The sequence below is a fragment of the Delftia sp. WSY_10 genome (assembly GCF_043104705.1).
Lineage (GTDB): Bacteria > Pseudomonadota > Gammaproteobacteria > Burkholderiales > Burkholderiaceae_C > Comamonas > Comamonas tsuruhatensis.
In genome coordinates this window covers 244,364-267,653 of the sequence record NZ_JBICKY010000035.1, presented here as the reverse complement: position 1 = coordinate 267,653, position 23,290 = coordinate 244,364, and the positions used below count along the sequence as shown (strand labels likewise).

The 23,290-nt window shown below is 69.0% G+C and carries 19 protein-coding genes; 12 read left to right on the top strand and 7 right to left on the bottom strand.

From position 1 onward, the window contains the following. Positions 1-69 precede the first annotated feature (69 nt). The 4 genes from ACF8ML_RS16970 to ACF8ML_RS16955 are packed head-to-tail and all read left to right on the top strand — an operon-like array spanning position 70 to position 3,920. Positions 70-1,074, top strand: coding sequence for a tripartite tricarboxylate transporter substrate binding protein (locus ACF8ML_RS16970; protein WP_070080455.1), 1,005 nt, complete (start codon positions 70-72; stop codon positions 1,072-1,074). 39 nt (positions 1,075-1,113) lie between these two features. Beyond that, positions 1,114-2,070 (top strand): tripartite tricarboxylate transporter substrate binding protein, encoded by a 957-nt coding sequence (locus ACF8ML_RS16965; protein WP_392407474.1) that lies wholly within the window; start codon positions 1,114-1,116, stop codon positions 2,068-2,070. A gap of 4 nt (positions 2,071-2,074) precedes the next feature. Continuing rightward, positions 2,075-2,974: an amidohydrolase gene (locus ACF8ML_RS16960; RefSeq protein ID WP_043790525.1), complete on the top strand. Its 900-nt coding sequence runs from the start codon at positions 2,075-2,077 to the stop codon at positions 2,972-2,974. A gap of 22 nt (positions 2,975-2,996) precedes the next feature. Then, a complete protein-coding gene (locus ACF8ML_RS16955) occupies positions 2,997-3,920 on the top strand; it encodes an SMP-30/gluconolactonase/LRE family protein (protein WP_392407473.1) in 924 nt (307 codons plus the stop codon). A 57-nt stretch (positions 3,921-3,977) separates the two neighbouring features. Here the strand turns inward: ACF8ML_RS16955 and ACF8ML_RS16950 are convergent, their stop codons facing one another. Further along, positions 3,978-4,517, bottom strand: a complete 540-nt coding sequence (locus ACF8ML_RS16950; RefSeq protein WP_016446262.1) for a PadR family transcriptional regulator — start codon at positions 4,515-4,517, stop codon at positions 3,978-3,980. A gap of 160 nt (positions 4,518-4,677) precedes the next feature. On the opposite strand from ACF8ML_RS16950, the gene ACF8ML_RS16945 reads away from it, so the two are divergent. Together ACF8ML_RS16945 and ACF8ML_RS16940 are read left to right on the top strand one after the other, a co-directional pair. Continuing rightward, positions 4,678-6,699 (top strand): FAD-dependent oxidoreductase, encoded by a 2,022-nt coding sequence (locus ACF8ML_RS16945; protein ID WP_392407472.1) that lies wholly within the window; start codon positions 4,678-4,680, stop codon positions 6,697-6,699. A 47-nt stretch (positions 6,700-6,746) separates the two neighbouring features. After that, entirely contained in the window at positions 6,747-7,187 is a 441-nt protein-coding gene (locus tag ACF8ML_RS16940; RefSeq protein WP_016446260.1) for a nuclear transport factor 2 family protein, read from the top strand. Positions 7,188-7,253: 66 nt separating this feature from the next. Here ACF8ML_RS16940 and ACF8ML_RS16935 read toward each other — a convergent pair whose 3' ends face one another. Together ACF8ML_RS16935 and ACF8ML_RS16930 are read right to left on the bottom strand one after the other, a co-directional pair. Next, positions 7,254-8,705, bottom strand: a complete 1,452-nt coding sequence (locus ACF8ML_RS16935) for a catalase (RefSeq protein ID WP_016446259.1) — start codon at positions 8,703-8,705, stop codon at positions 7,254-7,256. Positions 8,706-8,969: 264 nt separating this feature from the next. Next, entirely contained in the window at positions 8,970-9,512 is a 543-nt protein-coding gene (locus ACF8ML_RS16930) for a PAS and helix-turn-helix domain-containing protein (RefSeq protein WP_016446258.1), read from the bottom strand. Between the two features lie 73 nt (positions 9,513-9,585). Between ACF8ML_RS16930 and ACF8ML_RS16925 the strand changes: the two genes are divergently transcribed. The 6 genes from ACF8ML_RS16925 (at position 9,586) to ACF8ML_RS16900 (ending at position 18,271) form a co-directional block, all read left to right on the top strand. Next, positions 9,586-10,293 carry a CoA transferase subunit A gene (locus ACF8ML_RS16925; RefSeq protein WP_016446257.1) on the top strand — a complete coding sequence of 236 codons (708 nt, stop codon included), beginning with the start codon at positions 9,586-9,588 and terminating at the stop codon, positions 10,291-10,293. A gap of 2 nt (positions 10,294-10,295) precedes the next feature. Next, entirely contained in the window at positions 10,296-10,934 is a 639-nt protein-coding gene (locus ACF8ML_RS16920; protein WP_012206068.1) for a 3-oxoacid CoA-transferase subunit B, read from the top strand. 103 nt (positions 10,935-11,037) lie between these two features. Continuing rightward, positions 11,038-12,402 (top strand): HD-GYP domain-containing protein, encoded by a 1,365-nt coding sequence (locus tag ACF8ML_RS16915; protein ID WP_061288148.1) that lies wholly within the window; start codon positions 11,038-11,040, stop codon positions 12,400-12,402. 90 nt (positions 12,403-12,492) lie between these two features. Further along, positions 12,493-13,377 (top strand): translesion DNA synthesis-associated protein ImuA, encoded by an 885-nt coding sequence (imuA, locus tag ACF8ML_RS16910; protein WP_280047672.1) that lies wholly within the window; start codon positions 12,493-12,495, stop codon positions 13,375-13,377. A gap of 6 nt (positions 13,378-13,383) precedes the next feature. Continuing rightward, positions 13,384-14,892 carry a DNA polymerase Y family protein gene (locus tag ACF8ML_RS16905; RefSeq protein ID WP_017403837.1) on the top strand — a complete coding sequence of 503 codons (1,509 nt, stop codon included), beginning with the start codon at positions 13,384-13,386 and terminating at the stop codon, positions 14,890-14,892. Further along, positions 14,885-18,271 carry an error-prone DNA polymerase gene (locus ACF8ML_RS16900; protein WP_392407471.1) on the top strand — a complete coding sequence of 1,129 codons (3,387 nt, stop codon included), beginning with the start codon at positions 14,885-14,887 and terminating at the stop codon, positions 18,269-18,271. The genes ACF8ML_RS16905 and ACF8ML_RS16900 overlap by 8 nt, the downstream gene beginning before the upstream one ends. Before the next feature lie 35 nt (positions 18,272-18,306). On the opposite strand, the gene tsaA is transcribed toward ACF8ML_RS16900, so the two are convergent. The 4 genes from tsaA to ACF8ML_RS16880 all read right to left on the bottom strand — a co-directional run bounded on the left by tsaA (position 18,307) and on the right by ACF8ML_RS16880 (position 23,279). Then, the gene (gene tsaA, locus ACF8ML_RS16895) at positions 18,307-18,801 is read right to left on the bottom strand and encodes a tRNA (N6-threonylcarbamoyladenosine(37)-N6)-methyltransferase TrmO (protein ID WP_392407470.1); all 495 of its coding nucleotides are present in this window, start codon (positions 18,799-18,801) and stop codon (positions 18,307-18,309) included. Beyond that, complete coding sequence (locus ACF8ML_RS16890; RefSeq protein ID WP_016446251.1) at positions 18,798-19,163, bottom strand: winged helix-turn-helix domain-containing protein; 366 nt, start codon at positions 19,161-19,163, stop codon at positions 18,798-18,800. Before ACF8ML_RS16890 ends, tsaA begins: the two co-directional genes overlap by 4 nt. Positions 19,164-19,502: 339 nt before the next feature. After that, complete coding sequence (locus ACF8ML_RS16885; RefSeq protein ID WP_392407469.1) at positions 19,503-21,785, bottom strand: AsmA family protein; 2,283 nt, start codon at positions 21,783-21,785, stop codon at positions 19,503-19,505. Between the two features lie 147 nt (positions 21,786-21,932). Then, a complete protein-coding gene (locus ACF8ML_RS16880; protein ID WP_392407468.1) occupies positions 21,933-23,279 on the bottom strand; it encodes an MFS transporter in 1,347 nt (448 codons plus the stop codon). Positions 23,280-23,290: the final 11 nt, after the last annotated feature.

The window sequence follows — 23,290 nt, the reverse complement described above, 5'->3', positions numbered from 1 at the left end:
CCAGGGCAGGGGCGCCGTGCGCGCCCTTGGCCCATGCATGTGCATGCATGTGATTTGAGGAGACAAGCGATGTCGAGGAATTTCCAAGAGGTCCGCCGCCTGGCCTTGCGCGGCGGCCTGCTGGCCGCCGTGGGGCTGGCCGTGCTGGGCGCCCAGCCCGCGCTGGCGCAGAAGGACTATCCGGCCAAGCCCGTGCGGCTGGTCGTGGGCTTTGCGGCGGGCGGCCCCACCGACGTGGTGGCGCGCGCCTTTGCCGACCATGCGGGCAAGGCGCTGGGCCAGCCCTTCGTGGTGGACAACAAGCCCGGGGCCAACACCATACTGGCCGCGCAGGCCGTGGCTGGCGCGCCGGCCGATGGCTATACGCTGCTGTTCGGCGCCACCAACCACAGCATGATCCCGGCGCTGTACCAGGGCCGCGTGAAGTTCGACGTGGTGCGCTCGTTCCGGCCGCTGTGCACGGTGGCCAGCAGCCCCACGGTGCTGGTCGTGGGGCCGGGCATGCCGGCGCGCAACCTGCAGGATTACATGGACCAGGCACGCAGCCGGCCCGGCAGCGTCACGGCCGGCACGGCGGGCATGGGCAGTTCGGGCCATTTCGCCACCGAGATGTTTGCGCGGGCCAAGGGCCTGAAGCTCAACCACGTGCCCTACAAGGGCGCGGCGCCCGTGGTCACGGATCTCATGGGCGGCCAGCTCGACAGCTCCTTCGCCACGCTGGGCTCGGTGCTGCCCCAGGTGCGCAGCGGCAAGCTCACGGCGCTGGCCGTGGCTTCGCCCAGACGCGCGTCCCTGCTGCCCCAGGTGCCCACCTTTGCCGAAGCGGGTGGCGGCGACTACTCGGCCGATGTCTGGTACGGCGTGCTCGCGCCGGCTGGCATTCCCGACGGCGCGGCCCAGGCGCTGGAGCGCGTGGCCGTGGAGTTTGCCAAGAGTGCATCGGCCGCGGACAAGCTGCACGGCCTGGGCATGGATGCCGAGTCCAGCTGCGGCAGCGCCTTCGCGCAGCGCGTGGCCAGCGAAGCGGCCTCCTATGCGCAGATCGCCCGCGAACTGAACCTGAAGGCGGATTGATTCGGCCGCCGCCCCCTCTAAAAAATGTGGAGACAAGCCATGAAATTCCTTGCCAGAACCCTGATCGCGGCCTGCGCCCTGGCCGCCGCCGTGGCCCAGGCCGCCTTTCCCGAGCGTCCCATCACCCTGGTCGTGCCCTATGCGCCCGGCGGCGGCGCCGACGCGGCCGCGCGCCTGCTGGCCACGCGCATGGGCGCGCGGCTGGGCACCAGCATCATCGTGGACAACCGGCCCGGGGCCAGCGGCACGATTGGTGCCAGCCAGGTGGCCAAGGCGCGCGCCGATGGCTACACGGTGCTCTACGACGCCACGCCGTTTTCCATCAACCCGCATCTGTTTGCCAAGCTGCCCTATGCGCGCAGCGCGCTGCAGCCGCTGTCGCTGGTGCTGCTCATGCCCAATGTGGTCGTGGTGAAGGCCGATTCGCCCGTGCGCAGCGTGGCCGACCTGGCGGCCAGGGCCAAGGCGCAGCCGGGCAAGATCAACTTCGCCTCGGGCGGCAGCGGCACGGTGCAGCGCCTGGCGGCCGAGCTGTTTCGCCAGCGGCTGGAGCTGGACATGGTCCATGTGCCCTACAAGAGCGGCGGGCCGGCCATTGCCGATGTGATGGGCGGGCAGGTGGACTTCATGTTCGGCACCATGGCGGCCACCTATCCGCTGGTCACGGCCGGCAAGCTGCGCGCCCTGGCCGTGGCGGCGCCCCAGCGCTCGGCGCGCCTGCCCGATGTGCCCACCGTGTCCGAGACCGTGATTCCCGGCTACGAGGCCTATGAGTGGAACGGCATCTTCCTGCCCACGGGCACGCCCGAGCCCGTGGCCGCGCGCCTGCACCAGGTGCTGTCCGAGGTGCTGCAGGAAGCCGAGGTGCGCCAGCGCCTGAGCGACCTGGGCGCCCAGCCCATGGCATCGACGCCGGCCGAGTTCGCCGCCTTCCTCCAGAAGGAAGACGCCAAGTGGGGCGAGGTGGTGCGCAAGGGCGCCATCGTGCTGGACTGAGCGTATGGGCATGACCGACATCGCCATGGCCGTGCCGCACTCGGCCGGCACGAGCAGGCCTGCGCGCACGCTGCCGCCCCTGGCCTGCGACAGCCACATGCACATCTTCGATGCGCGCTTTGCGCCGTCGCCGCACTGGCCGCGCACGCCTCCGCAGGCCGACGTGGCCATGTACCGCCAACTGCAGCGGCGCCTGGGCACCTCGCGCGCCGTGGTGGTCACGCCCTCGACCTATGGCACGGACAACGCCTGCACGCTGGATGCGCTGGAGCGCCTGGGCGATGATGCGCGCGGCGTGGCCGTGGTCGCCCACGATGTGGCCGATGCCGAGCTGGACCGGCTGGCCACGCACCGCGTCTGCGGGCTGCGCGTGAACTTTGTCTCGCCGCAGTCCTGGGGCGAGACCACGGCCCACATGCTGGTCACGCTGGCGCACCGGGTCGCACGGCTGGGCTGGCATGTGCAGGTCTTCGTGCAGCCCGAACAGCTGGTGGCGCTGGAGCCCGTGCTGGGCGCGCTGCCCGTGCCCCTGGTCGTGGACCACCTGGGTCGCATCGACCCGGCCGCGGGCATGCAGGGCGTGGAGGGCGCGGCCCATGCCGCGCTGCGCCGGCTGCTCGATGGCGGCAACACCTGGGTCAAGCTCTCCGGCGCCTATATGCGTTCATCGGTGGGCGGCCCCTCCTATGCCGACACGCTGCCGCTGGGCCGCGATCTGGTGCGCGCCGCACCCGAGCGCTTGGTCTGGGGCAGCGACTGGCCGCACACCACCGAGGCGCCGGGCTCCGTCGACGATGCCGATCTGGTCGATCTGCTGCAGGCCTGGGCGGGCACGGACGAGGCCATGGACCGCATCCTGGTCGACAATCCAGCGCGCCTGTACGGTTTCAGCGCCATCCCCTGAAATCCCGAGAAAGACAAGCACCATGTTCCTGCTGCAAGCCCCCCAGGTCTGCGAACTCGAATCGTTCACCGCCATGCCCGACGCCCTGCGCCGCCCCGAGCGCAGCGAGTGGGCCGATGCCAACCGGGGCGGCGCCGTCACCGACTCCTTCCTCGAGGGGCCGGTGTTCGACGGCGCCGGCAACCTGTACGTGGCCGACATTCCCTGGGGCCGCGTCTTCCGCATCGATCCGCAAGGCGCCTGGACCCTGGTGGCCGATTACGACGGCGAGCCCAACGGCATGAAGTTCCTTGACGAGCGCACGCTGCTGATCACCGACTACAAGAACGGCCTGATGTGCCTGGAGGTGGCCACGGGGCGCGTCAGCCCCTATCTGCAGCGGCGCAACAGCGAGCGTTTCAAGGGCGTGAACGACCTGGTCTTCGATGCCGAAGGCAACCTCTACTTCACCGACCAGGGCCAGAGCGGCCTGCACGACCCCTGCGGCCGCCTGTACCGCCTGCGTCCGGACGGCCGGCTGGACCTGCTGCTGGCCAACGTGCCCAGCCCCAACGGCGTGGCGCTGTCGCCCGATGGCCGCGTGCTCTACCTGGCCGTGACGCGCGGCAACTGCGTCTGGCGCGTGCCCCTGCTGCCCGATGGCAGCGTGGCCAAGGTGGGGCAGTTCTTCACCTCCTACGGCCCCAGCGGTCCCGATGGGCTGGCCGTGGATGACCAGGGCCGGCTGCTGGTGGCCAACCCGGGCCTGGGCCTGGTGTGGGTGCTCAACCACCGCGCCGAGCCCGTGCAGGTGCTGCGTGGCGTGCCGGGAAGCTCGCTCACCAACCTGGCCTTTGGCGGCGCGGACCGCCGCACGCTGCATGTGACGGACTCCACGCACGGGCGCATTCTGCGTGCCCGGCTGGAGGCGCCGGGGCTGGCGCTGCACGGCTTGAACAAGGGCTGAGGCGGCCGTCGCGACCTTCTCAGCCGTCTCGGCAGTCTCAGTCGTCGCAACCGTTCCTCAGGGCCTGGCCGGCATGTCCAGGATCTCCCGGGCTTCCTGCAGCAGGCCTATCCACAGCTGCTCCTGCTGTATGCCGGCCTTGAGCACCAGGTGCTGCAGTCGCCGCTCGCGCGTGGGCGGCTTGTCCAGGAAATCGCGCTGCTCCAGGCGCTGGTAGACGTCCAGCTGCGCCTGGTGCAGTGCCAGCAGCCGCTGCACTTCGTCCTGCAGTCCGCAGGGCCCCACCACCGCCTCGGCACGCAGGCGGACCATCCATTCCTCGCGCAGCGGCTTGGGGTCTTCCTGCTCGGCCACCCAGCGCTTGAGCTCCTTGCGGCCCGTGGGCAGGATGCGGTACTGGCGCTTGCGGCCCCGGCCGGATTCGGCGGGCAGGGCCTCGATCCATTGCGCCTCTTCCAGCCGGGCGAGTTCGCGGTAGATCTGCTGGTGCGTGGCGTTCCAGAAATAGCCGATGGAGCGGTCGAAGCGCTCGGCAAGTTCCGAGCCCGAGCAGGGGTGCTCGACCAAGGCGGTGAGAAGGGCGTGTGGCAGGGACATCGGCAACAAAGGGACTGGCGCTGGGCGCCATCTTACGGGCCTGCATGGAGGCGCGGCCAAGCGCTGCAGTCATTTCTGCAATTTTTTGCGCAACCAGTTGCATAAATAAAGGAGGCTGACTACATTCATGCAATCAGTTGCATAAAAAAGCGAGACAGGCATGACCCACTACCCCCATCTGAATGCCGAACTGGACCTGGGCTTCACCACGCTCAGAAACCGCGTGCTCATGGGCTCCATGCACGTGGGCCTGGAAGAGGCGCCCAATGGCTTCGAGCGCATGGCCGCCTTCTACGCCGAGCGCGCGCGCGGCGAGGTGGGCTTGATCGTCACGGGCGGCATCGCCCCTAATGAGCGGGGCCGGCCCATGAAGGGCGGCGCCATGATGGTCAATGAGCACGAGGCGGACCAGCACCGCATCGTCACGCAGGCCGTCCATGCCGAGGGCGGCAAGATCGCCATGCAGATCCTGCACTTCGGCCGCTATGCCTACCAGCCCGGGCTGGTGGCGCCCAGCGCGCTGCAGGCGCCCATCAACCCCTTCGTGCCGCATGCGCTGACGGGCGACGAGGTGGAGCAGACCATCGAGGACTTCGTGCGCTGCGCAGCCCTGGCCCGCCATGCGGGCTACGACGGCGTGGAGATCATGGGCTCGGAGGGCTATCTGATCAACGAGTTCATTGCGGCGCGCACCAACCACCGCGATGACGAATGGGGCGGCAGCTACGCGGGCCGCATGCGCTTTGCGGTGGAGATCGTGCGGCGCACGCGCCAGCGCGTGGGGCGGGACTTCATCATCATCTACCGCCTGTCCATGCTGGACCTGGTGGAAGGCGGCTCCACGCTGGAGGAAGTGATCGCGCTGGCCCAGGCCATCGAGGCCGCGGGCGCCACGCTGCTGAACACGGGCATAGGCTGGCACGAGGCGCGCATCCCCACCATCGCCACCAAGGTGCCGCGCGCCGCCTATGCCTGGGTCACGCAGCGCGTGATGGGGCAGGTGGGCATCCCGCTGATCACCTCCAACCGCATCAACACGCCCGAGGTGGCCGAGCGCCTGCTGGCCGAGGGCTATGCCGACATGGTCTCCATGGCCCGGCCGCTGCTGGCCGATGGCGACTTCGTGCGCAAGGCGCGCCAGGGCCGGGCCGACGAGATCAACACCTGCATTGCCTGCAACCAGGCCTGCCTGGACCATACCTTTGGCGGCAAGATCACCTCCTGCCTGGTCAACCCGCGCGCCTGCCATGAGACCGAGCTGGTGATTGCGCCCGCGCCCGCCGCCAAGCGCATCGCCGTGGTGGGCGCCGGCCCGGCGGGCCTGAGCTTTGCCGTCACCGCCGCGCAGCGCGGCCATGCGGTGACGCTGTTCGATGCGGCCAGCGAGATCGGCGGGCAGTTCAACATTGCCAAGAAGGTGCCCGGCAAGGAGGAGTTCCACGAGACGCTGCGCTACTTTCGCCGCCAGCTGGAGCTGGGCGGCGTGGCGCTGCGACTGGGCCATCGCGTGGAGGCAGCCCAGCTCATCGAGGGCGGCTATGACGAGATCGTGCTGGCCACGGGCATACGGCCGCGCGTTCCCGCCATCGACGGCGTGGACCATCCCAAGGTGCTCGGCTACCTGGACGTGCTGCAGGGCGACAGGCCCGTGGGCGAGCGCGTGGCCATCATCGGCGCGGGCGGCATAGGTTTCGATGTGGCCGAGTACCTGACCCATGCCGGCGACAGCGGTGCCGTGGCGCCCCGCAAGTTCTATGCGGAGTGGGGCATAGACACGGACTACGCCCAGGCCGGCGGCCTGGCGCAGCCGCAGGCCCAGCCCTCGCCGCGCCGCGTGCACCTGCTGCAGCGCAAGTCCACCAAGGTGGGCGACCAGCTGGGCAAGACCACGGGCTGGATACACCGCACCTCGCTGAAGGCACGCAGCGTGGCCATGGGCTCGGGCGTGGCCTATGAGCGCATCGACGACGCCGGGCTGCACATCACCGTGGACGGCCAGCCGCAACTGCTGGAGGTGGACAACGTCGTGCTCTGCGCGGGCCAGGAGCCGCAGCGCGAGCTGCATGCGGCCCTCAGCGCGGCAGGCTGCAGCGTGCACCTGATCGGCGGCGCCGACGTGGCGGCCGAACTCGACGCCAAGCGCGCCATTCTGCAAGGCACCACGCTGGCGGCCAGCCTTTGAGGGCGCCGCCCGATTCCGTTTTCCACCTCAATCACCAGGAGACAAGCATGTCCCAGCCCCCGAAGAACGCCCATCCCGCAGTCGCCCGCTCCCTGGAGCTGTGGCATCGCATGGTTGCCGCCAGCGACCTGGGCGAGCTGCACACCATCGTCCATCCCGATGCGGTGTTCCGCTCGCCCATGGCGAACACGCCCTATGCCTCGGCAGCCGCGCTGATGCTGGCGCTGTCCACCGTGGTCCAGGTCTTCGAGAACTTCACCTACCACCGCCAGATGGCCAGCGATGACGGCCTGGACGTGGTGCTGGAGTTCAGCGCCAGCGTGGGCGGCAAGAACCTCAAGGGCATCGACTTCATCCGTTTCGACGAGCAGGGGCTGATCCGGGAATTCGAGGTCATGGTGCGCCCCATGAGCGGCCTGCAGGCCCTGGGCACGGAGATGGGAAAGCGGCTGGGCGACAAGCTTCCCGCCTTCAAGGCCGTGGCCTGAGGGCAGGGCGCGCCATGAAAAACGCCCCCGAAGTTTCGGGGGCGTTTTGCCGTGGGCGTCAGCCGGTCAGAGCGTGCCGGCCTTCTGGCGGGCGATGGCATCGGCCACGCCCTTGCCGTAGGCCGGGTCGGCCTGGGTGCAGTGCGCTATGTGCTTTTGCACGATGTGCTCGGACACACCGGCGATGTTGCGCGCCGTGTTCTCGAACAGGCGCTGCTGCGCATCGGGCGTGAGCAGGCGGAACAGGTCGCCGGGCTGGGTGAAGTAGTCGGCATCGTCCTCGCGGTAGTTCCAGCGGTCGGCCGCGCCGTTGAGGGCCAGCGGCGGCTCGGCGAAGGCCGGCTGCTCCTGCCACTCGCCCTTGGTGTTGGGCTCGTAGGCGATGGTGCCGCCGTAGTTGCCGTCCACGCGCATGGCGCCGTCCCGGTGGTAGGCGTGGTAGGGGCAGCGCGGCGCGTTCACGGGGATCTGGTGGTGGTTCACGCCCAGGCGGTAGCGCGCGGCATCGCCGTACGAGAACAGGCGCGACTGCAGCATGCGGTCGGGCGAGGGGCCGATGCCCGGCACCAGGTTGGCCGGCGTGAACGAGGCCTGCTCCACATCGGCGTGGTAGTTGCGCGGGTTGCGGTTGAGCTCCATCACGCCCACTTCGATCAGCGGGTAGTCCTTCTTGCTCCAGACCTTGGTCAGGTCGAAGGGGTGGAAGCGGTAGGTCTCGGCTTCATGCTCGGGCATGATCTGCACGCACAGCTTCCAGCGCGGGAACTCGCCGCGGTCGATGGCCTCGAGCAGGTCGCGCTGGCTGCTTTCACGGTCGGAGGCGACGACGGAGGCCGCCTCGGAATCGGTGAAGTTCTCGATGCCCTGCTGGCAGACCCAGTGGAACTTGACCCAGTGGCGCTCGTTGCTGGCGTTGATGAAGCTGTAGGTATGCGAGCCGAAGCCATGCATGTGGCGGTAGCCGCGCGGAATGCCCCGGTCGCTCATGACGATGGTGATCTGGTGCAGCGCCTCGGGCAGGCCGGTCCAGAAGTCCCAGTTGTTCTCGGGCGAGCGCAGGTTGGTGTAGGGGTCGCGCTTGACGGCCTTGTTCAGGTCCGGGAACTTGAGCGGGTCGCGGAAGAAGAACACCGGCGTGTTGTTGCCCACCAGGTCCCAGTTGCCTTCCTCGGTATAGAGCTTGACGGCGAAGCCGCGGATATCGCGCTCGGCGTCGGCCGCGCCGCGCTCGCCGGCCACGGTGGAAAAGCGCGCGAACACTTCGGTCTGCTTGCCGATGTCGGAGAACACCTTGGCGCGGGTGTAGCGCGTGATATCACCCGTCACGGTGAAGGTGCCGAAGGCGCCCGAGCCCTTGGCGTGCATGCGGCGCTCGGGAATCACTTCGCGGTTGAAGTGGGCCATTTTTTCCAGATGCCACAGGTCCTGCAGCAGCATCGGGCCACGCGGGCCGGCCGTGAGCGAGTCCTGGTTGTTGGCAACCGGGGCACCTGCGGCGGTGGTGAGCTTGTGGGTCATGGTCTCTCCTTGATCGAGGGGTGGTAGCGGCGCCGGCTTGCACGCAGGCAGCGCGGCGCTTGGAAAATCAATAGCTGCGTGCTATCGAATTGCTTTTATTGTTGTTTCGTTCTATGGATGCGGCAAGGCTTTGGCGATTGGCAAATCTCAACTGCGCCATAGCCAAAAAATTTCACCGCACCCCGCCTGCGTCGTGCCGGGCATGCTTTTTGCCAAGGCATTGTGTTGCGCGGGCGGATACGGCCCGTGTAGGCCGTCGCCCTGTCAGCCAGAGACCAGCTTGTGGACCAGATCGGCGGCCGTGGAGGCGCCGTACTTGCGCATCAGCCGTGCGCGGTAGATCTCCACCGTGCGGTGGCTGATGGCCAGGGCACGGCCGATTTCCTTGGAGGTCAGGCCTTCCAGCAGGCGGGCGGCCACCTCGCGCTCGCGCCCCGTGAGTTCGGCCTTGACGGGGCGCTGGGCGCTGAGGTCCTCGAAGCTCCAGATGCCCGAGGCATGCGGGTCGCTGCGGTCCAGCGTGCGGCCCGTGACATGGCACCAGAACGTTTCGCCGTTGGCGCGCTTCATGATGCGGTTGTCCGAATAAAAGCCCCTTGCATTGAGAATGGGCGCGATGCGCGCGCCCAGCCGCTCATACTCGTCGGCGCTGGGGTAGAGGATCTGGAAGGTCTGGCCGATCAGCACCTCGCGCGAGGCCTCGAACATCTCGCAGACCTGGCGATTGCAGTCGATCATGGTGCGGTTGCGCGAGATCACGAGACCGACGGGGGCGGCCTCGAACGCCAGCCTGTAATCTATATCCATGGGCAAATCTTTACGAAAAACTACTTATGCAAGTACGTAGTATCGTAGCGCATCCAATCTGAAGGAGACATGTGTGAAAAAGCTCTACCCCTCTGCGGAGCAGGCGCTCCAGGGCGTCGTGGCCGACGGGCAATTGCTGGCTGTGGGAGGCTTCGGCCTGTGCGGCATTCCCGAGGCCCTGATCGACGCGCTGCGTGACAGCGGCGTCAAGGGCCTGACGGTGATTTCCAACAACGCGGGCGTGGACGGCTTTGGCCTGGGCAAGCTGCTGGAGACGCGCCAGATCAAGAAGATGATCTCGTCGTATGTGGGCGAGAACAAGGAGTTCGAGCGCCAGTACCTGGCCGGCGAGCTGGAGCTGGAATTCACGCCCCAGGGCACGCTGGCCGAGAAGCTGCGCGCAGGCGGCGCCGGCATTCCCGCCTTCTTCACCAAGACCGGCGTGGGCACCATGGTGGCCGAGGGCAAGGAGCTGCGCGAGTTCGACGGCGAGACCTATGTGATGGAGCGCTCGCTCGTGCCCGATGTCTCCCTGGTCAAGGCCCACCGTGCCGACAAGAGCGGCAACCTGCAGTTCCGCCTGACGGCGCGCAACTTCAACCCTGCCGCCGCCACGGCCGGCAAGGTCTGCATCGTGGAAGTGGAGGAGGTGGTCGAGGTCGGCGAGATCGCACCGGACGACATCCATCTGCCCGGCATCTACGTGCACCGCATCGTGCACAACCCGAACCCCGAAAAGCGCATCGAAAAGCGCACCATCACAGAAAAACAAGGAGCCTGACCATGCCGTGGACCCAAGACCAGATGGCCGCCCGCGCGGCCCAAGAACTCGAAGACGGCTTCTACGTCAACCTGGGCATCGGCATTCCCACCCTGGTGGCCAACCACACGGGTGACAAGGAAGTGTGGCTGCAGTCCGAGAACGGCATGCTGGGCATCGGCCCCTTCCCGACCGAGGATGCCGTGGACGCCGACCTGATCAACGCCGGCAAGCAGACCGTGACGACGATTGCCGGCTCGTCCATCTTCGGCAGCGACCAGTCGTTCGCCATGATCCGTGGCGGCAAGATCAACCTGTCCATCCTGGGCGCCATGCAGGTGTCCGAGAAGGGCGACCTGGCCAACTGGATGATCCCTGGCAAGATGGTCAAGGGCATGGGCGGCGCCATGGACCTGGTGGCGGGCGTCAAGCGCGTCATCGTGCTCATGGAGCATGTGGCAAAGAAGAAGGACGGCACGACCGACCTCAAAATTCTTCCCGCCTGCACTCTGCCTTTGACCGGCGTGGGCGTGGTGGACCGTATCATCACCGACCTGGGAGTGATGGACGTGACGCCGCAGGGCCTGAAGCTCGTGGAACTGGCCCCCGAAGTGAGCTTCGAGGACATCCAGTCCAAGACCGGCGTGACGCTGATTCGCTGATGTTGCTGTGCAGTGCCTGCCTGGTGCAGGCCTGCGCGACGAGAGCCCGCCTTGCGCGGGCTCTTTTGCTTATATTTCAGATTTCGAGCCAATGGGAGCCTCTATGACGGATGTCGCGGCCGTGCGCAATCCACCGACAGCGCAGGGATGGAAGGACGAGGGCGTGCATTTCCTGCGCGCCGTCACCGACATGGCCGAGCATTGCAACGTGGTGACCGGCGAGCCCATCTTCAACGACAAGGGCGTCAAGCTCGTGGACAAGGGCGCGCGCATCGACAGCAACATGTACGAGCGCCTGGTCAAGCACAAGCTGCGCGACCCCATCGACAAGCATCTGGGCGTGGACAACCGCGTGGACGTGCTGGCCATCGAGGCCCAGGCCATGGTGCAGTGCGAGACCGTGGACCTGATGCGCCGCCTGGTGCAGTCGCTGGGCGGCACGGACCGGCTGCTGGCGCCGCTGCGCCTGATGGTGCTGCCGCCGCAGATCGCCTTCAAGCTCACGGTCATGCGCGAGCAGCGCCCCGAGCTGTTCGCCCACAGCCTGCAGATGATGCTGGTGGCCGTCTACCTGGCGCTGCAAAGCGAATGGAGCGAGCGTGAATGCGGCCCGCTGGCCACGGCGGCCCTGCTGCACGATGTGGGCATGCTCTACATGGACCCGGCCTGGACCGACCCCAACTACCGGCTCACGGGCGCCGAGCGCAAGCACCTGGTGGCGCACTCGGTCACGGGCATGCTCATCATGCGGGGCGCGGGCGCGTATTCGCAGGACGTGGAAATGGCCGTGCTCGAGCACCACGAGCGCATGGACGGCACGGGCTATCCGCGCGGCGTGCATGGCGAAGCCATCTCCAAAATGGGCCGTATCCTGTTGCTGGCCGAGGTGGTCTCGGCCTTCTTCGACAAATTCCAGGACCTGCCCGGCCAGCGCCTGTCGCTGATGCTGCGCATGAACCACCGCCGCTATCCGGCCGATCTGGTCGGCATCCTGCTGCCGCTGCTGTACGACGAGATCTCGCCGGGCACGCCGCTGCCGCCGCTGCAGGCCGAGGTCACGCACAGCGTGGCAGCGCTGTCGGCCGCCTTCCAGATGTGGGACACGTTCAGCCAGGCCTTTCCCGAGCGCTGGCAGGCCATGCCCGACCACCAGGCGGCCGTCTACATCGACTCCAGCATCGGCAGCCTGCAAAAGCAGCTGGCCGAGGCCGGCCTGCACCCGAACCAGCAGACTGACCTGCTGGCCTACCTCAAGGACGATGTGCAGGGCATGAGCGAGCTGGCCCTGCTCAGCCGCGAGGCGCTGTGGCAGCTGCAGGCCATCGTCAACGCCTGCCTGCGCCGCTGGCCCGCCATCAACGCCCGCACCCACGCCGTGGACACGGCGGTCGCGCAATGGTGCGAAGCCTGCATGCAGATCGACGCCACACCCCCAGCGGGTGGCGCAGCGAGAGCGCCAGCGCACTGAGACAGCCGGGCTTGCCCGGCTTTTTTACATCCGTGGATCTCTCGGAAATCAAGAGTGCTGTATATTCATACAGTATTTGAGATTTTCCCCATGACCACGCCCCACGCCTCCCAACCTGCGCAGCCCGCCCCCATGGCGGGCGCGGCGCGTGTGCTGCCTCAGTTGCAGGGCGTGTGGCGTGGCGATGGCTGGCAGCAGGCGCTGCAGCAGCGCGTCCAGCCTTCGGGCCATGCGCTGCTGGATGCGCAATTGCCGGGCGGGGGCTGGCCGCTGGGCGCCATGGTCGAGCTGCTGCAGCCCGCCCATGGCCATGCCGAATGGCCGCTGCTGCTGCCGGGCCTGGCGGCCCTGATGCAGCGCAGCGCGGGCCAGGTGGTGCTGGTGGCGCCGCCTTGCAGGCCTTTTGCTCCGGGACTGGAAGCGGCGGGCGTGGCGGCGCACCGGCTGTGCTGCGTGGAGGCCGATACCCACCCCGGCACCCACCCCGGCGCCCACCCGGCAGGCGATGGGGCAGGGCTGGCCTGGGTCTGTGAGCAGGCACTGCGCTGCCGCGACGTGCTGGCCGTGCTGGCCTGGCTGCCGGCCGGTCTGCCCATGGCCACGCTGCGCCGGCTGCAATGGGCGGCCGCTGCGCAGGGGCGCATTCTGTGGCTGTGGCGCGAGGCCTCGGCCGCCCTGCAGACGGTGGCCTCGCCTGCGCCGCTGCGGCTGCGCGTGGAGACAGAGTTGGGGGAGCCGGGCGAAGGCGGCACGCCAGCCTGCCTGCGCGTGCAGTTGCTCAAGCGCCGGGGGCCTGCGCTGGAGCATCCCTTGAAACTGCCGCTGCACCACTGGGCCTGGCAGGACGTGCTGCAGGCCCAGGCCCTGCGGCGCACCCGGCAGGCGGGCGAGGCGCAGCGCTGGCTTCATGGACACGGGCAACTGCTGCCCGCCGAGGCGCCCGCCCTGCAGGCGGCAGCGCACACCCTGGGATGAGATGCCATGGCACAGCCGAATCAAGCACTGCACTGGATTGCCTGGCCGCTGCATGCCGCGCAGGGCGATGGCCAGGGCAACGGCGACAGTGATGGCAAAGGCAGTGCCTGCGCGCAGCAGGCCTGGTGGGCCCTGCGCTGGACGCCGCGCGTGGCCGTCTGGCAGGGCGCAGGGCAGGCCGTGGCGCTGATGGAGGTGGGCAGCGTGGAGCGCCTGTGGGGCGGCCGCCAGTCCATGCTGCTGGGCCTGCTGCGCGCTCTGCGTGAACAGCAGCCTGACACAGGGCAGGCAGGCAGCCCGCAGATGCCGGTCTGGGCCCGGGCCGCCACGGCCTGGCAGGCGCTGGCCCGGCTGCGCTGGCGCATGCAGGGCACGGATTCGCGCCAGCCCTGGCCGCCTGCCGATGACCTGCCGATCTGGACCCTGCCCGCGCTCGAACCCCATGCGCCGGCCCTGGAGCGCATGGGCTGCCGCCGCTGGGGCGAGCTGCGCGCCCTGCCGCGCGCGGGCCTGGCGCGGCGCATCGGGCTGCCGGCCCTGCTGGCGCTGGACCAGGCCTATGGCAGCAGCCCCCATGCGCTGGACTGGCTGGAGCTGCCCGAACACTTTGCATTGCGCGCCGATCTGGGCTATCCGGCCAGCGACGCCCAGGCCCTGCTGCAGGCCGCCCGGCCCCTGCTGCGTGCGCTGCAGGCCTGGCTGCAGGCCCGCCACCAGGGCGTGCTGGGCCTGCAACTGCGCTGGCACCACGATCTGCGGCGCGTGGACGGCACGCAGCTGCCGGCCTGGGAAGCGCTGGACATCCGCACGGCCCGGCCCGCCCAGGCGCTGGAGCACATGGAGCGCCTGCTGCGCGAACGCCTGGCCCGTACGCCCTGGCGCGCGCCTGCGGACATGCTGGAGCTGGTGGCGCTGGACACCGCGCCTTTCGCGGCCGATGCCGGCAGTTGCCTGCCACCGGCCGCGCCCGGTCCGGCGCCGCTGGGCGAGGCGGCAGGCGCGGCAGATGGGGCAGGCGCGGCCAGCGGCATGGCCTGGCATGAATGGGTGGAGCGCGTCTCGGCCCGCCGTGGCGCGCAGGGCGTGCGGGTGGCGCAGCTGCAATCGGACCACCGGCCCGAGGCCATGCAGCGCTGGACCCCGGCCTGCGAGGCCCTGCAGACCCCGCAGGCACCGCGGCGGCCCGCGCACGCGCGCAAGGCGGCCAACCCCTGGCAGGGCCTGCTGCCGCCCTGGCTGCTTGATCCGCCCCAGCCCCTGCTCCTGCAGGGCAGCCGCCCTTGCTGGCAGGGGCCGCTGCAATTGCTGGCCGGCCCCTATCGGCTGGAGGCCGGCTGGTGGGGAGAGCCGCAGGCCGATGCGGCGCTGGCCGTGCGTGACTATTTCGTGGCCAGCAACGCGGCTGTCGGCCATGTCTGGATCTACCGCGAGCGCGCGCCTGCATCGGAACGGCTGCCAGGCATGCCGGCCCTGCTGTCGCCCGCCGCCTGGTTTGCGCAAGGCATCTATGGCTGAACAGGACATCCTGCTGGAGCCGCCGCCCCCGCAGCTGCAGCGGCTGCAGCCCCCGCCCCAGGCCACCGGGCCGGTGTCCGGCATGGCATCGGGCCCGGGCCTGCCCGGCTATGCGGAGCTGCACTGCCTGTCGAACTTCAGCTTTCTGCGCGGCGCCTCTTCGCCGGCCCAACTGGTGCAGCGCGCCAAGGCCCTGGGCTACCAGGCGCTGGCCCTGACCGACGAATGCTCGGTGGCCGGCGCCGTGCGGGCCTTCGAGGCTGCACGCGACTGCGAGATGGCCCTGATCCATGGCAGCGAATTTGCCTGGGGCCCGCTGCGCGTGGTGGCGCTGGCGCGCGATCTGAACGGCTGGGGCAACCTCTGCGAATTCATCAGCGCGGCGCGCGCCCGTGCCGACAAGGGCCGGTACCTGGTCGATGCCGACAGCCCCTGGCATCTGCTGCTTGAAGGCTGCGAATGCATCGTCCTGCCACAGCGTGCGCTGCTTCCAGCCGGCGATGTGCCCGCCATCGCCCAGGCCGTGCAGGCCGCCGTGGCGCAGCTGGGGCCGGGCTGCTGGCTGGGCGTGGAGCTGCTGCTGGCGCCCGACGACAGCCTGTGGCTGCAAAGCCTGCAGGACGTGGCAGGGTTGCTGGGCCTGTCCTGCGTGGCCTGCGGCGACGTGCACATGCATGCGCGCTCGCGCAAGCCGCTGCAGGACCTGGTGACGGCGCTGCGCCTGGGTTGCACGGTGGCCGAATGCGGCTTCGAGCTGCATCCCAATGCCGAGCGGCATCTGCGCTCACGCTTGCGGCTGGGCGGCATCTATCCGCGCGCCATGCTGGATGCAACCTTGCAGATTGCCGCGCGCTGCGATTTCAAGCTCAGTGAGATCAGCTACCACTATCCGCAGGAAAGCGTGCTGCCCGGCATGGACGCGCGCCAGACCCTGGCCTGGCATACCTGGCAGGGAGCGGCGGGGCGCTATCCGCAAGGCATTCCCGAATCGGTCGCCAAGCAGTTGAAGGATGAGCTGGAGCTGATCGCCGAATGCCGCTACGAGATGTACTTTCTCACCGTGCACGACATCGTGCGCTATGCGCGCAGCGAAGGCATCCTGTGCCAGGGGCGCGGTTCGGCCGCGAACTCGGCCGTCTGCTATTGCCTGGGCATCACGGCCGTGGATCCGAACAAGACCACGCTGCTGATGGCGCGCTTCATCAGCCGCGAGCGCAGCGAGCCCCCAGATATCGACGTGGACTTCGAGCACGCGCGGCGCGAGACCGTCATCCAGTACATCTACGAAAAATACGGCCGCGGCCGTGCGGCGCTGACGGCCGTGGTCAGCTGCTGGCGCACGCGCGGTGCGCTGCGCGATGCGGGCAAGGCCCTGGGCGTGAATGCGGCGCTGATCGACGCCATGGCCCGGCAGCACCATTGGTTCAGCGATGCCGAGGACGAAGCGGCCGAGCCGGAGCCCGAGCCCGATGACCCCGCCCTGGGCTGGGTGCGCTCCAAGCTGCTGCGCCTGGCCCGGCTGCGCGAGCGGCTGGGCGACGACTGCCCGCAACTGTCGCCCCAGCGTGCGCGGCTGTGGCTGGAGCTGGCCTTGCAGCTGCGCGACAGCCCGCGCCACCTGAGCCAGCACGTGGGCGGCTTTGTGCTGACCGACGGGCCGCTGACGCGGCTGGTGCCCGTGGAGCCGGCCGCCATGCAGGGCCGCTCGGTCATCCAGTGGGACAAGGACGATCTGGACACCATGAAGCTGCTCAAGGTCGATGTGCTGGCCCTGGGCATGCTCACCGTGCTGCGCGGCAGCCTGCACGCGCGCGCCGCGCTGCGCGGCCCGCGCTGGGAGCTGGCCGACATTCCCAAGGACGACCCGGCCACCTACGACATGATCTGCCGCGCCGACACCGTGGGTACCTTCCAGATCGAGAGCCGGGCGCAGATGAGCATGCTGCCCCGGCTGCAGCCGCGCGAGTTCTACGACCTGGTGGTCGAGGTCGCCATCGTGCGGCCCGGCCCCATACAGGGCGGCATGGTCCATCCCTATCTTCAGGCGCGCGAGCGTCGGCGGCAGGGCGGCGAGCTGGTTCTGGAAAAGCCTGCGCTCGAGAAGGCGCTCAAGCGCACGCTGGGCGTGCCCATTTTTCAGGAGCAGGTGATGCAGATCGCCATGATCGCGGCGAACTTCTCGGCGGGCGATGCCGACGAGCTGCGCCGCTCCATGGCGGCCTGGCGGCGCAAGGGCGGCGTGCACCGCTTCGAGCGTCCGTTGATAGACGGCATGCTGGCCAACGGCTACAGCGCCGAATTTGCCCAGGCCATCTTCCGCCAGATGCTGGGCTTCGGCGAATACGGCTTCCCAGAAAGCCATGCCTACAGCTTCGCCATGCTGGCCTATGCCAGCGCCTGGCTCAAGCGCCATGAGCCGGCCTGTTTTCTCATGGCCTTGCTCAATGCCCAGCCCATGGGCTTCTACACCCCCTCGCAACTGATCCAGGATGCGCGCCGCCACGGCGTGCGCGTGCTGCCCGTCGATGTGCGCCACAGCGACTGGGACTGCACGCTGGAGGCACCGCACGAGCGCATTGCCGGCGTCGAGCTGCCGCAGCCGGCCGTGCGCCTGGGTCTGTGCATGGTGGCGCAGCTGCCAAAGACTTCGGGCGAGCGCGTGGCCCAGGTCCGAGCGCAGGCGCCGTTCAGGAGCACCGAGGACCTGGCCCTGCGCGCCCGGCTGCAGCGCGCCGAGCTGCAGGCCCTGGCGGCGGCCGATGCGCTGCAGGGCCTGTCAGGCCACCGCCGCCAGCAGATGTGGGATGCGGCGGCCCTGCAGGTGCAGCCCCCGCTGTTCGCGGGCGTGCCCGTGCACGAGGCGTCCGTGCAACTGGCCGCCGCGCCCGAGGGCGAGGAAATCCTGTTCGACTACGCGGCCACGGGCCTGAGCCTGCGCCGCCATCCGCTGGCCCTGCTGCGTGACCGCCTGCGCCGCCACGGACTGCGCACGGCGCTGGAGCTGCGCGACACGCTGGCGGGCATGCGCGTGCGGGCCTGCGGCATCGTCACCGTGCGCCAGCGCCCGCCCACGGCCAAGGGCACGGTCTTCATCACGCTGGAGGACGAGACGGGCACGGTCAACCTGGTGGTCTGGCCCGATACCGTCACGCGCTGGGGCGAGCCCTTGCTGGGCGCGCGGCTGCTGGCGGTGGAGGGCATCTGGCAAAGCAGCTCGGACTGGGGCGGCGGCAAGGACTGCGGCGAGTCAGTGCCTGCAGAGCAGGCCAGCCAGGAGGTGCCCGCCGTGCGCCATCTCATCGTGCACCGCGCCCGCGACATGAGCCGCTGGCTGGGCCGCCTGGGCGGCGCCGGCGTGGCGAGCCGCAATTTCCACTGAGGGCTGTTGCCGTTGCTGCGGCTGCCGAAGCAGGCTCAGGCCATGCGGGCGTCGGCACGGATGTCGGGCATCTGGTCGATACGCCTGCCGAACCAGCCTATGCGCTCGGTCTGGCGCACGTCCAGCCTGGGCACGTAGGGCTTGATGTCGAGCACGGGCGTGCCGTCCAGCATGTCGTTGCCCAGGAAATGCAGCAGCAGTCCTTCGCGCCGCACCAGACGCACGATGGACAGGCCCAGCCGGTTGGGCCGCGCCGGGGCGCGTGTGGCGAACACGCCGTGGCTGCGGTCGTCCATGAAGGGCACGACTTCCAGCTTTTCCACGGCCTGGTGCAGGTGGGTGATGAGGATCAGGTAGTCAAAGCCTTCGATGTCGCGCAGCCCGGCCTCGAACTCGGGCAGCAGCTCCACGCGGCCTGCCTCGTCGGCCGCGCCTGCCGTCTGTATGGGCATGCCCACCGGATCGGTGAAGCGGCTGCGCACATGGCCGATGGGGCGGCAGCCTATGGCTTGCGCGGCGGCATCGCTCATGCGCTGGCGGTGCCCTGGGGATTGAGCAGGCGCGTCAGCGCTGCGATATCGGCCGCAGCCGCCATGCGCGACGTGGTTTCTATGGAGCGGTAATGCCTGACGATGGCCTCGCCCGTGGCCGTGAGCGAGGCGCCGCCGCCATGGGCGCCGCCTGCGCTGGTGTTGACGGCCGGCGTCTGCAGCGCGCGGTTCATCTCGTCCACGAGCACCCAGGCGCGCCGGTACGACATGCCCAGCGAACGGGCTGCGGCCGAGATGGAGCCCGCCTCGGCGATGGATTCGAGCAACTGCACCTTGCCGGGTCCGATGGCAATGGTGCTGTCGTTGTATACGCGCAGGCGGAACTGGACTTTGGAGGACATGGGAGAAGGGCTGGGCACGGCAAAAGCGGGTTAACGGCGAAGGTTAAGCGAAATCAACGGTCTGCGCCGCGATGGGGCTAAGGGGAAATACGCAATGCATGGCCTGCTACAGCGGGGCGGGTCATATGCGCTGTGCGCCGCCGCCGTTCGCAACGGCTGTGGCCCTCATGGTACTGATGGCTCGCACGGTCGGCGTTGCCACTCTTGCCAGACTGCACGCTGGCCCAAGCCCCGGCTCACATAGGCGCGCGGTGATCATGGTCTTGCTGGCCAGCGCCTGGGGACGGCCGTTCGTGGCGTTCCCAGGGCGCGCTGCAGCTGAAGGCCGGGCAGGCCTTCCTACTTCTTGCCGGCGTCTGCCAGCAGGCGCTGGCATTGCGCATCTTCCTCGGCAGCCGGCACCGTCAGCGGCACCAGGGCCAGGGCGGCGGGTGCCACCACGGCGGCGGCCACGGCCGCGCCCGCACGCAGCAGCAGCGGGCCGGGCTCCACGCCCACCTTGGGGTTGGCGAAGCTGCCGCGCACATACAGGGGCGTGCGCAGCGAGAAGAACTTCCACTTCAGCGATTCGGGCTTGATGTGCAGATCCATGGTCTCCTGCGCCAGGCTGATCTGGCCTGTGGCCTCCACGATCGCCTCCGGCGTCGCCAACTTGACGTTGCGCGTGCGTGCCAGGCCGTTCTGCACGGACAGGTCGGCCACGGCGCAGTTGAGCTGGACTTCCTTGTCGGCACCGAACAGCTTGGTCACCACCACGCTGCCCAGGTTGAGCGCGGCCAGGTCCAGCAGTTGCTTGCTGAAGCGCCCGTCGCGCACATACAGGCGCATGTCGCCGGAGCTGGTGCCCAGCCATTCGGCCATGGACTGGCCTCGGCCCTCCAGGGCGATGGCGCCATCCATGCTGCCCAGGCTTTTCTTCATCAATTCGATCTCGGGGAACAGGGCCGACAGCTGCAGCCCCTGGACCTTGCCCTGGAGGTTGGCCTTGGGCGGCTTGGCGCTGCTGTCCACCATGGCCTGCAGGTCCAGCTTGCCCTTGGCCATGCCGAAGCGCAGCGGTGCCAGGCGCAGCACACCGTTGTCCATGACGGCATGTACGCTGAAGTTCTCGATGGGCAGGGCCTGGGGACGCTCGATGCGGTCACTCTGGAAGTGCACATCCATATCCATGGCATTCCACTTGCTGGTGTCGAAGCGCTGCGTGGGCAGGGTCTTGCCGCTGGCCGCTTGCCGGCTTTTCTGGTCCTGCCTGGTGGACGGTGCTCCTACCACCGGCCCCAGGTCGGCCAGGCGCAGCTTGCGCGATGCCAGCTTGCCGCTGAGCTTGGGCCGGGGCTTGCCGGATGCGTAATGCAGCGAGCCGCGCAGATCGCTCTGGCCCACGCGGCCCTCGAAGTTTTCGTAGTCCCACTCGGCGCGGCCGGGCTGCAGGCTGCCGACCAGATGGCCGTTGGTGTCGAAGGGCGGTGTACGCGGCAGCAGCAGGCCGGTCAGTGGGAACAGGTCGGCCATGCTGGAGCCGCGCAGGTGCACCTGCAGGTCCATGCCCTTGAGTGCCCTGGGATTGTCGAGAATGCCCTCGGCCCGTGCGCGCAGGCTGCCCGCATGGGCCCACAGCTTGACCGGAAAGCGTGCCTGCTCGCTTTGCAGGTCCAGCACGGGCCCGATGAGGCCCTGGGCCTCGACCGTGGCCTTGGCGATGCGGCCGGTCAGGCCGACGCGCATGCCATACGGAAAGTCTGGACTGGGCGGCCGTACAAGGCTGTCCAGGCGTGCGCGCACCGCCATCTGGCGCACGCCATCGCTCCAGCCCACCAGGCCGCCGCGCAGGCTCAATTGCGTCACTTGGAAGCGCCAGCGCGGACCGGTGGACTCGGGGCGCTTGAAAGTCCAGTTGTTGCTGCCGTCCTTGCGCCGTGCAAAGACCAGGTCAGGCCCTTCGAGCTGCAGATGGTCCAGCAGCACGTGCCGGCCCAGCAGCGGCCACAGCCGCAGGCTGGCCGTGGCGCGGGCTGCCGTGGCCATGGTGGCGGCGTCGCGCGGGGGAGGGGCCATCTTCTCGTCGGCCAGGACGATGCTGTCGCTGTCGATACTGGGCGCGGAAGGGCTGGCCTGCGAGTCCTTGTCCTTGCCTTCGTCCTTGTCCGTGCCCTTGTCCTTCGCCTTTCCCCTGGGCTGTTCCTTGGCTTTCTCCTCGGGCAGGCGGCCCTTGTTCAACTGGTCGGGCGGCGCAGGCAGGGCGGGCAGCTCGCCACTGCCCTTGGCCGGCTCCTGCTCAACCTGCCAGCCTTCGGGCTGGCCCAGCGTCAGCTGCTCCGCCTGGACGGTGACGCCAGGAATCCAGTGACGCCAGCCCTGGTCCAGCGGCTGGGGCCAGTTCCATTGCACCCGCAGGTCGCCTTCAATCGCGAAATGCCGGCCGGTGCTTTCACTGACCCGCTCATTGATCCAGGGCTTGGCGCGGTTCCAGTCATAGGTGGCAATCAGGACCACGACCAGCGCCAGCAGCAGCACCAGGGCCGAGACCATCCACACGAGGATGCGCAGCCAGCGGCGGCGCGGCGGGCGGGGTGTGGGCTTGGATGCCGGCGTGGGAGAGCTGTCGGTCGCTGTGTCGGTCATGGCGCAGGGGGCCGCTAAATGGAGTTCGGTCCATCCTAGCGCCGCAAAACCGCTTGCCAAGGTCCGGGACGCGCTGGCGGGCAGCCGGCAGGCCCGCATACAGGAGATTGGCCTACAGCGCGGCCTGCCGTGGCAAAAGCGCTGTCATCACCGTGTCTCCTGGCCCTGCCGCAGCCGGGTCGATGCCAGGGCGGCCACCACCAGCAGGCCCGCCATGATGAACAGGCCGTTGCGGGTGCTGCCCGTGGCCTGTTCGATCATCCCCATCACGGTGGGGCCGATGAAGCCGCCCACCAGTCCGCAGGTATTGACCAGGGCAATGCCGCCCGCCAGCCCCGCACCCGCCAGCCGCGAAGCCGGGAACAGGAAGACGACGGACTGCACCACGAAGAACATCAGCGCCGTGAGGCTGAAGCCCAGCAGCCCCAGCGCGGGCGAGGCCTTGCCCGCCAGCGCCGCCAGCAGCAGGCCTGCAGCCATGGTGCCCAGGCCCGCCAGCAGCATGCGCCGGCAGCGCTGCGGGTGGGTGGCAAAGCGCGGCAGCCAGGCCGCACCGATGGCCGCTGCGATCCAGGGCACGGAGTTGAGCGTGCCGATCTGCAGCGGCGAGAGCTGGCCGTAGGTGCCGATGATGCCGGGCAGGAAGAAGATCACCGCATAGATGCTGATCTGGTGGCAGAAGTAGACAAGGATGGCCAGCCAGATCTGGCGGTCACGCAGGCAGTCCCGGAGCGAGTGGCCCACCTGGCCGGCGCTGGCCTGCTGGTCCTGCTCGGCCTGCAGGCGTTGCAGTACCTCGCGCGATTCGGCGGCCGTCAGCCAGGGCGCGCTGGCCGGGCCGTCGGGCAGCTTCTTCCAGACCACCCAGGCCAGGGCCACGGCGGGCAGGCCCTCGATCACGAACATCCACTGCCAGCCGTGCCAGCCCAGGAAACCGTCCATCTGCAGCAGCGCGCCGCCCACGGGGCCGCTGAGGATGTTGGCAATGCACACGCCCAGCAGGAAGTAGCCGATGGCGCGGGCCCGTTCCTCGCGGCCGAACCAGTAGGTCAGGTACAGCATCACGCCGGGGAACAGCCCCGCCTCGGCCGCGCCCAGCAGCACGCGCATCACGTAGAACGAGGTCTCTCCGGTGATGAAGGCCATGCCGGCCGACAGCAGGCCCCAGGTCACCATGATGCGGGTGATCCAGAACCGCGCGCCCACCCTGTGCATGATCAGGTTGCTGGGCACTTCCAGCAGGGCGTAGCTCAGGAAGAACAGCCCCGCGCCCAGGCCGTAGGCGGCCGCCGAGATGCCCAGGTCCACCTCGATGTGCGACTTGGCCAGCGCGATATTGGTGCGGTCTATGAAGCTGAGCACATAGGACAGCACCAGCAGCGGCATCAGCCTGCGGAAGATGCGGGCGTTGAGCAGCGACTGCCTGTCGCCGGCGGCCGGCTGCGGCCGTGCGGGCGGCGCGTGAACAGGGGCGGGTGATGGGTGATGGACCATGGCAAATCCTT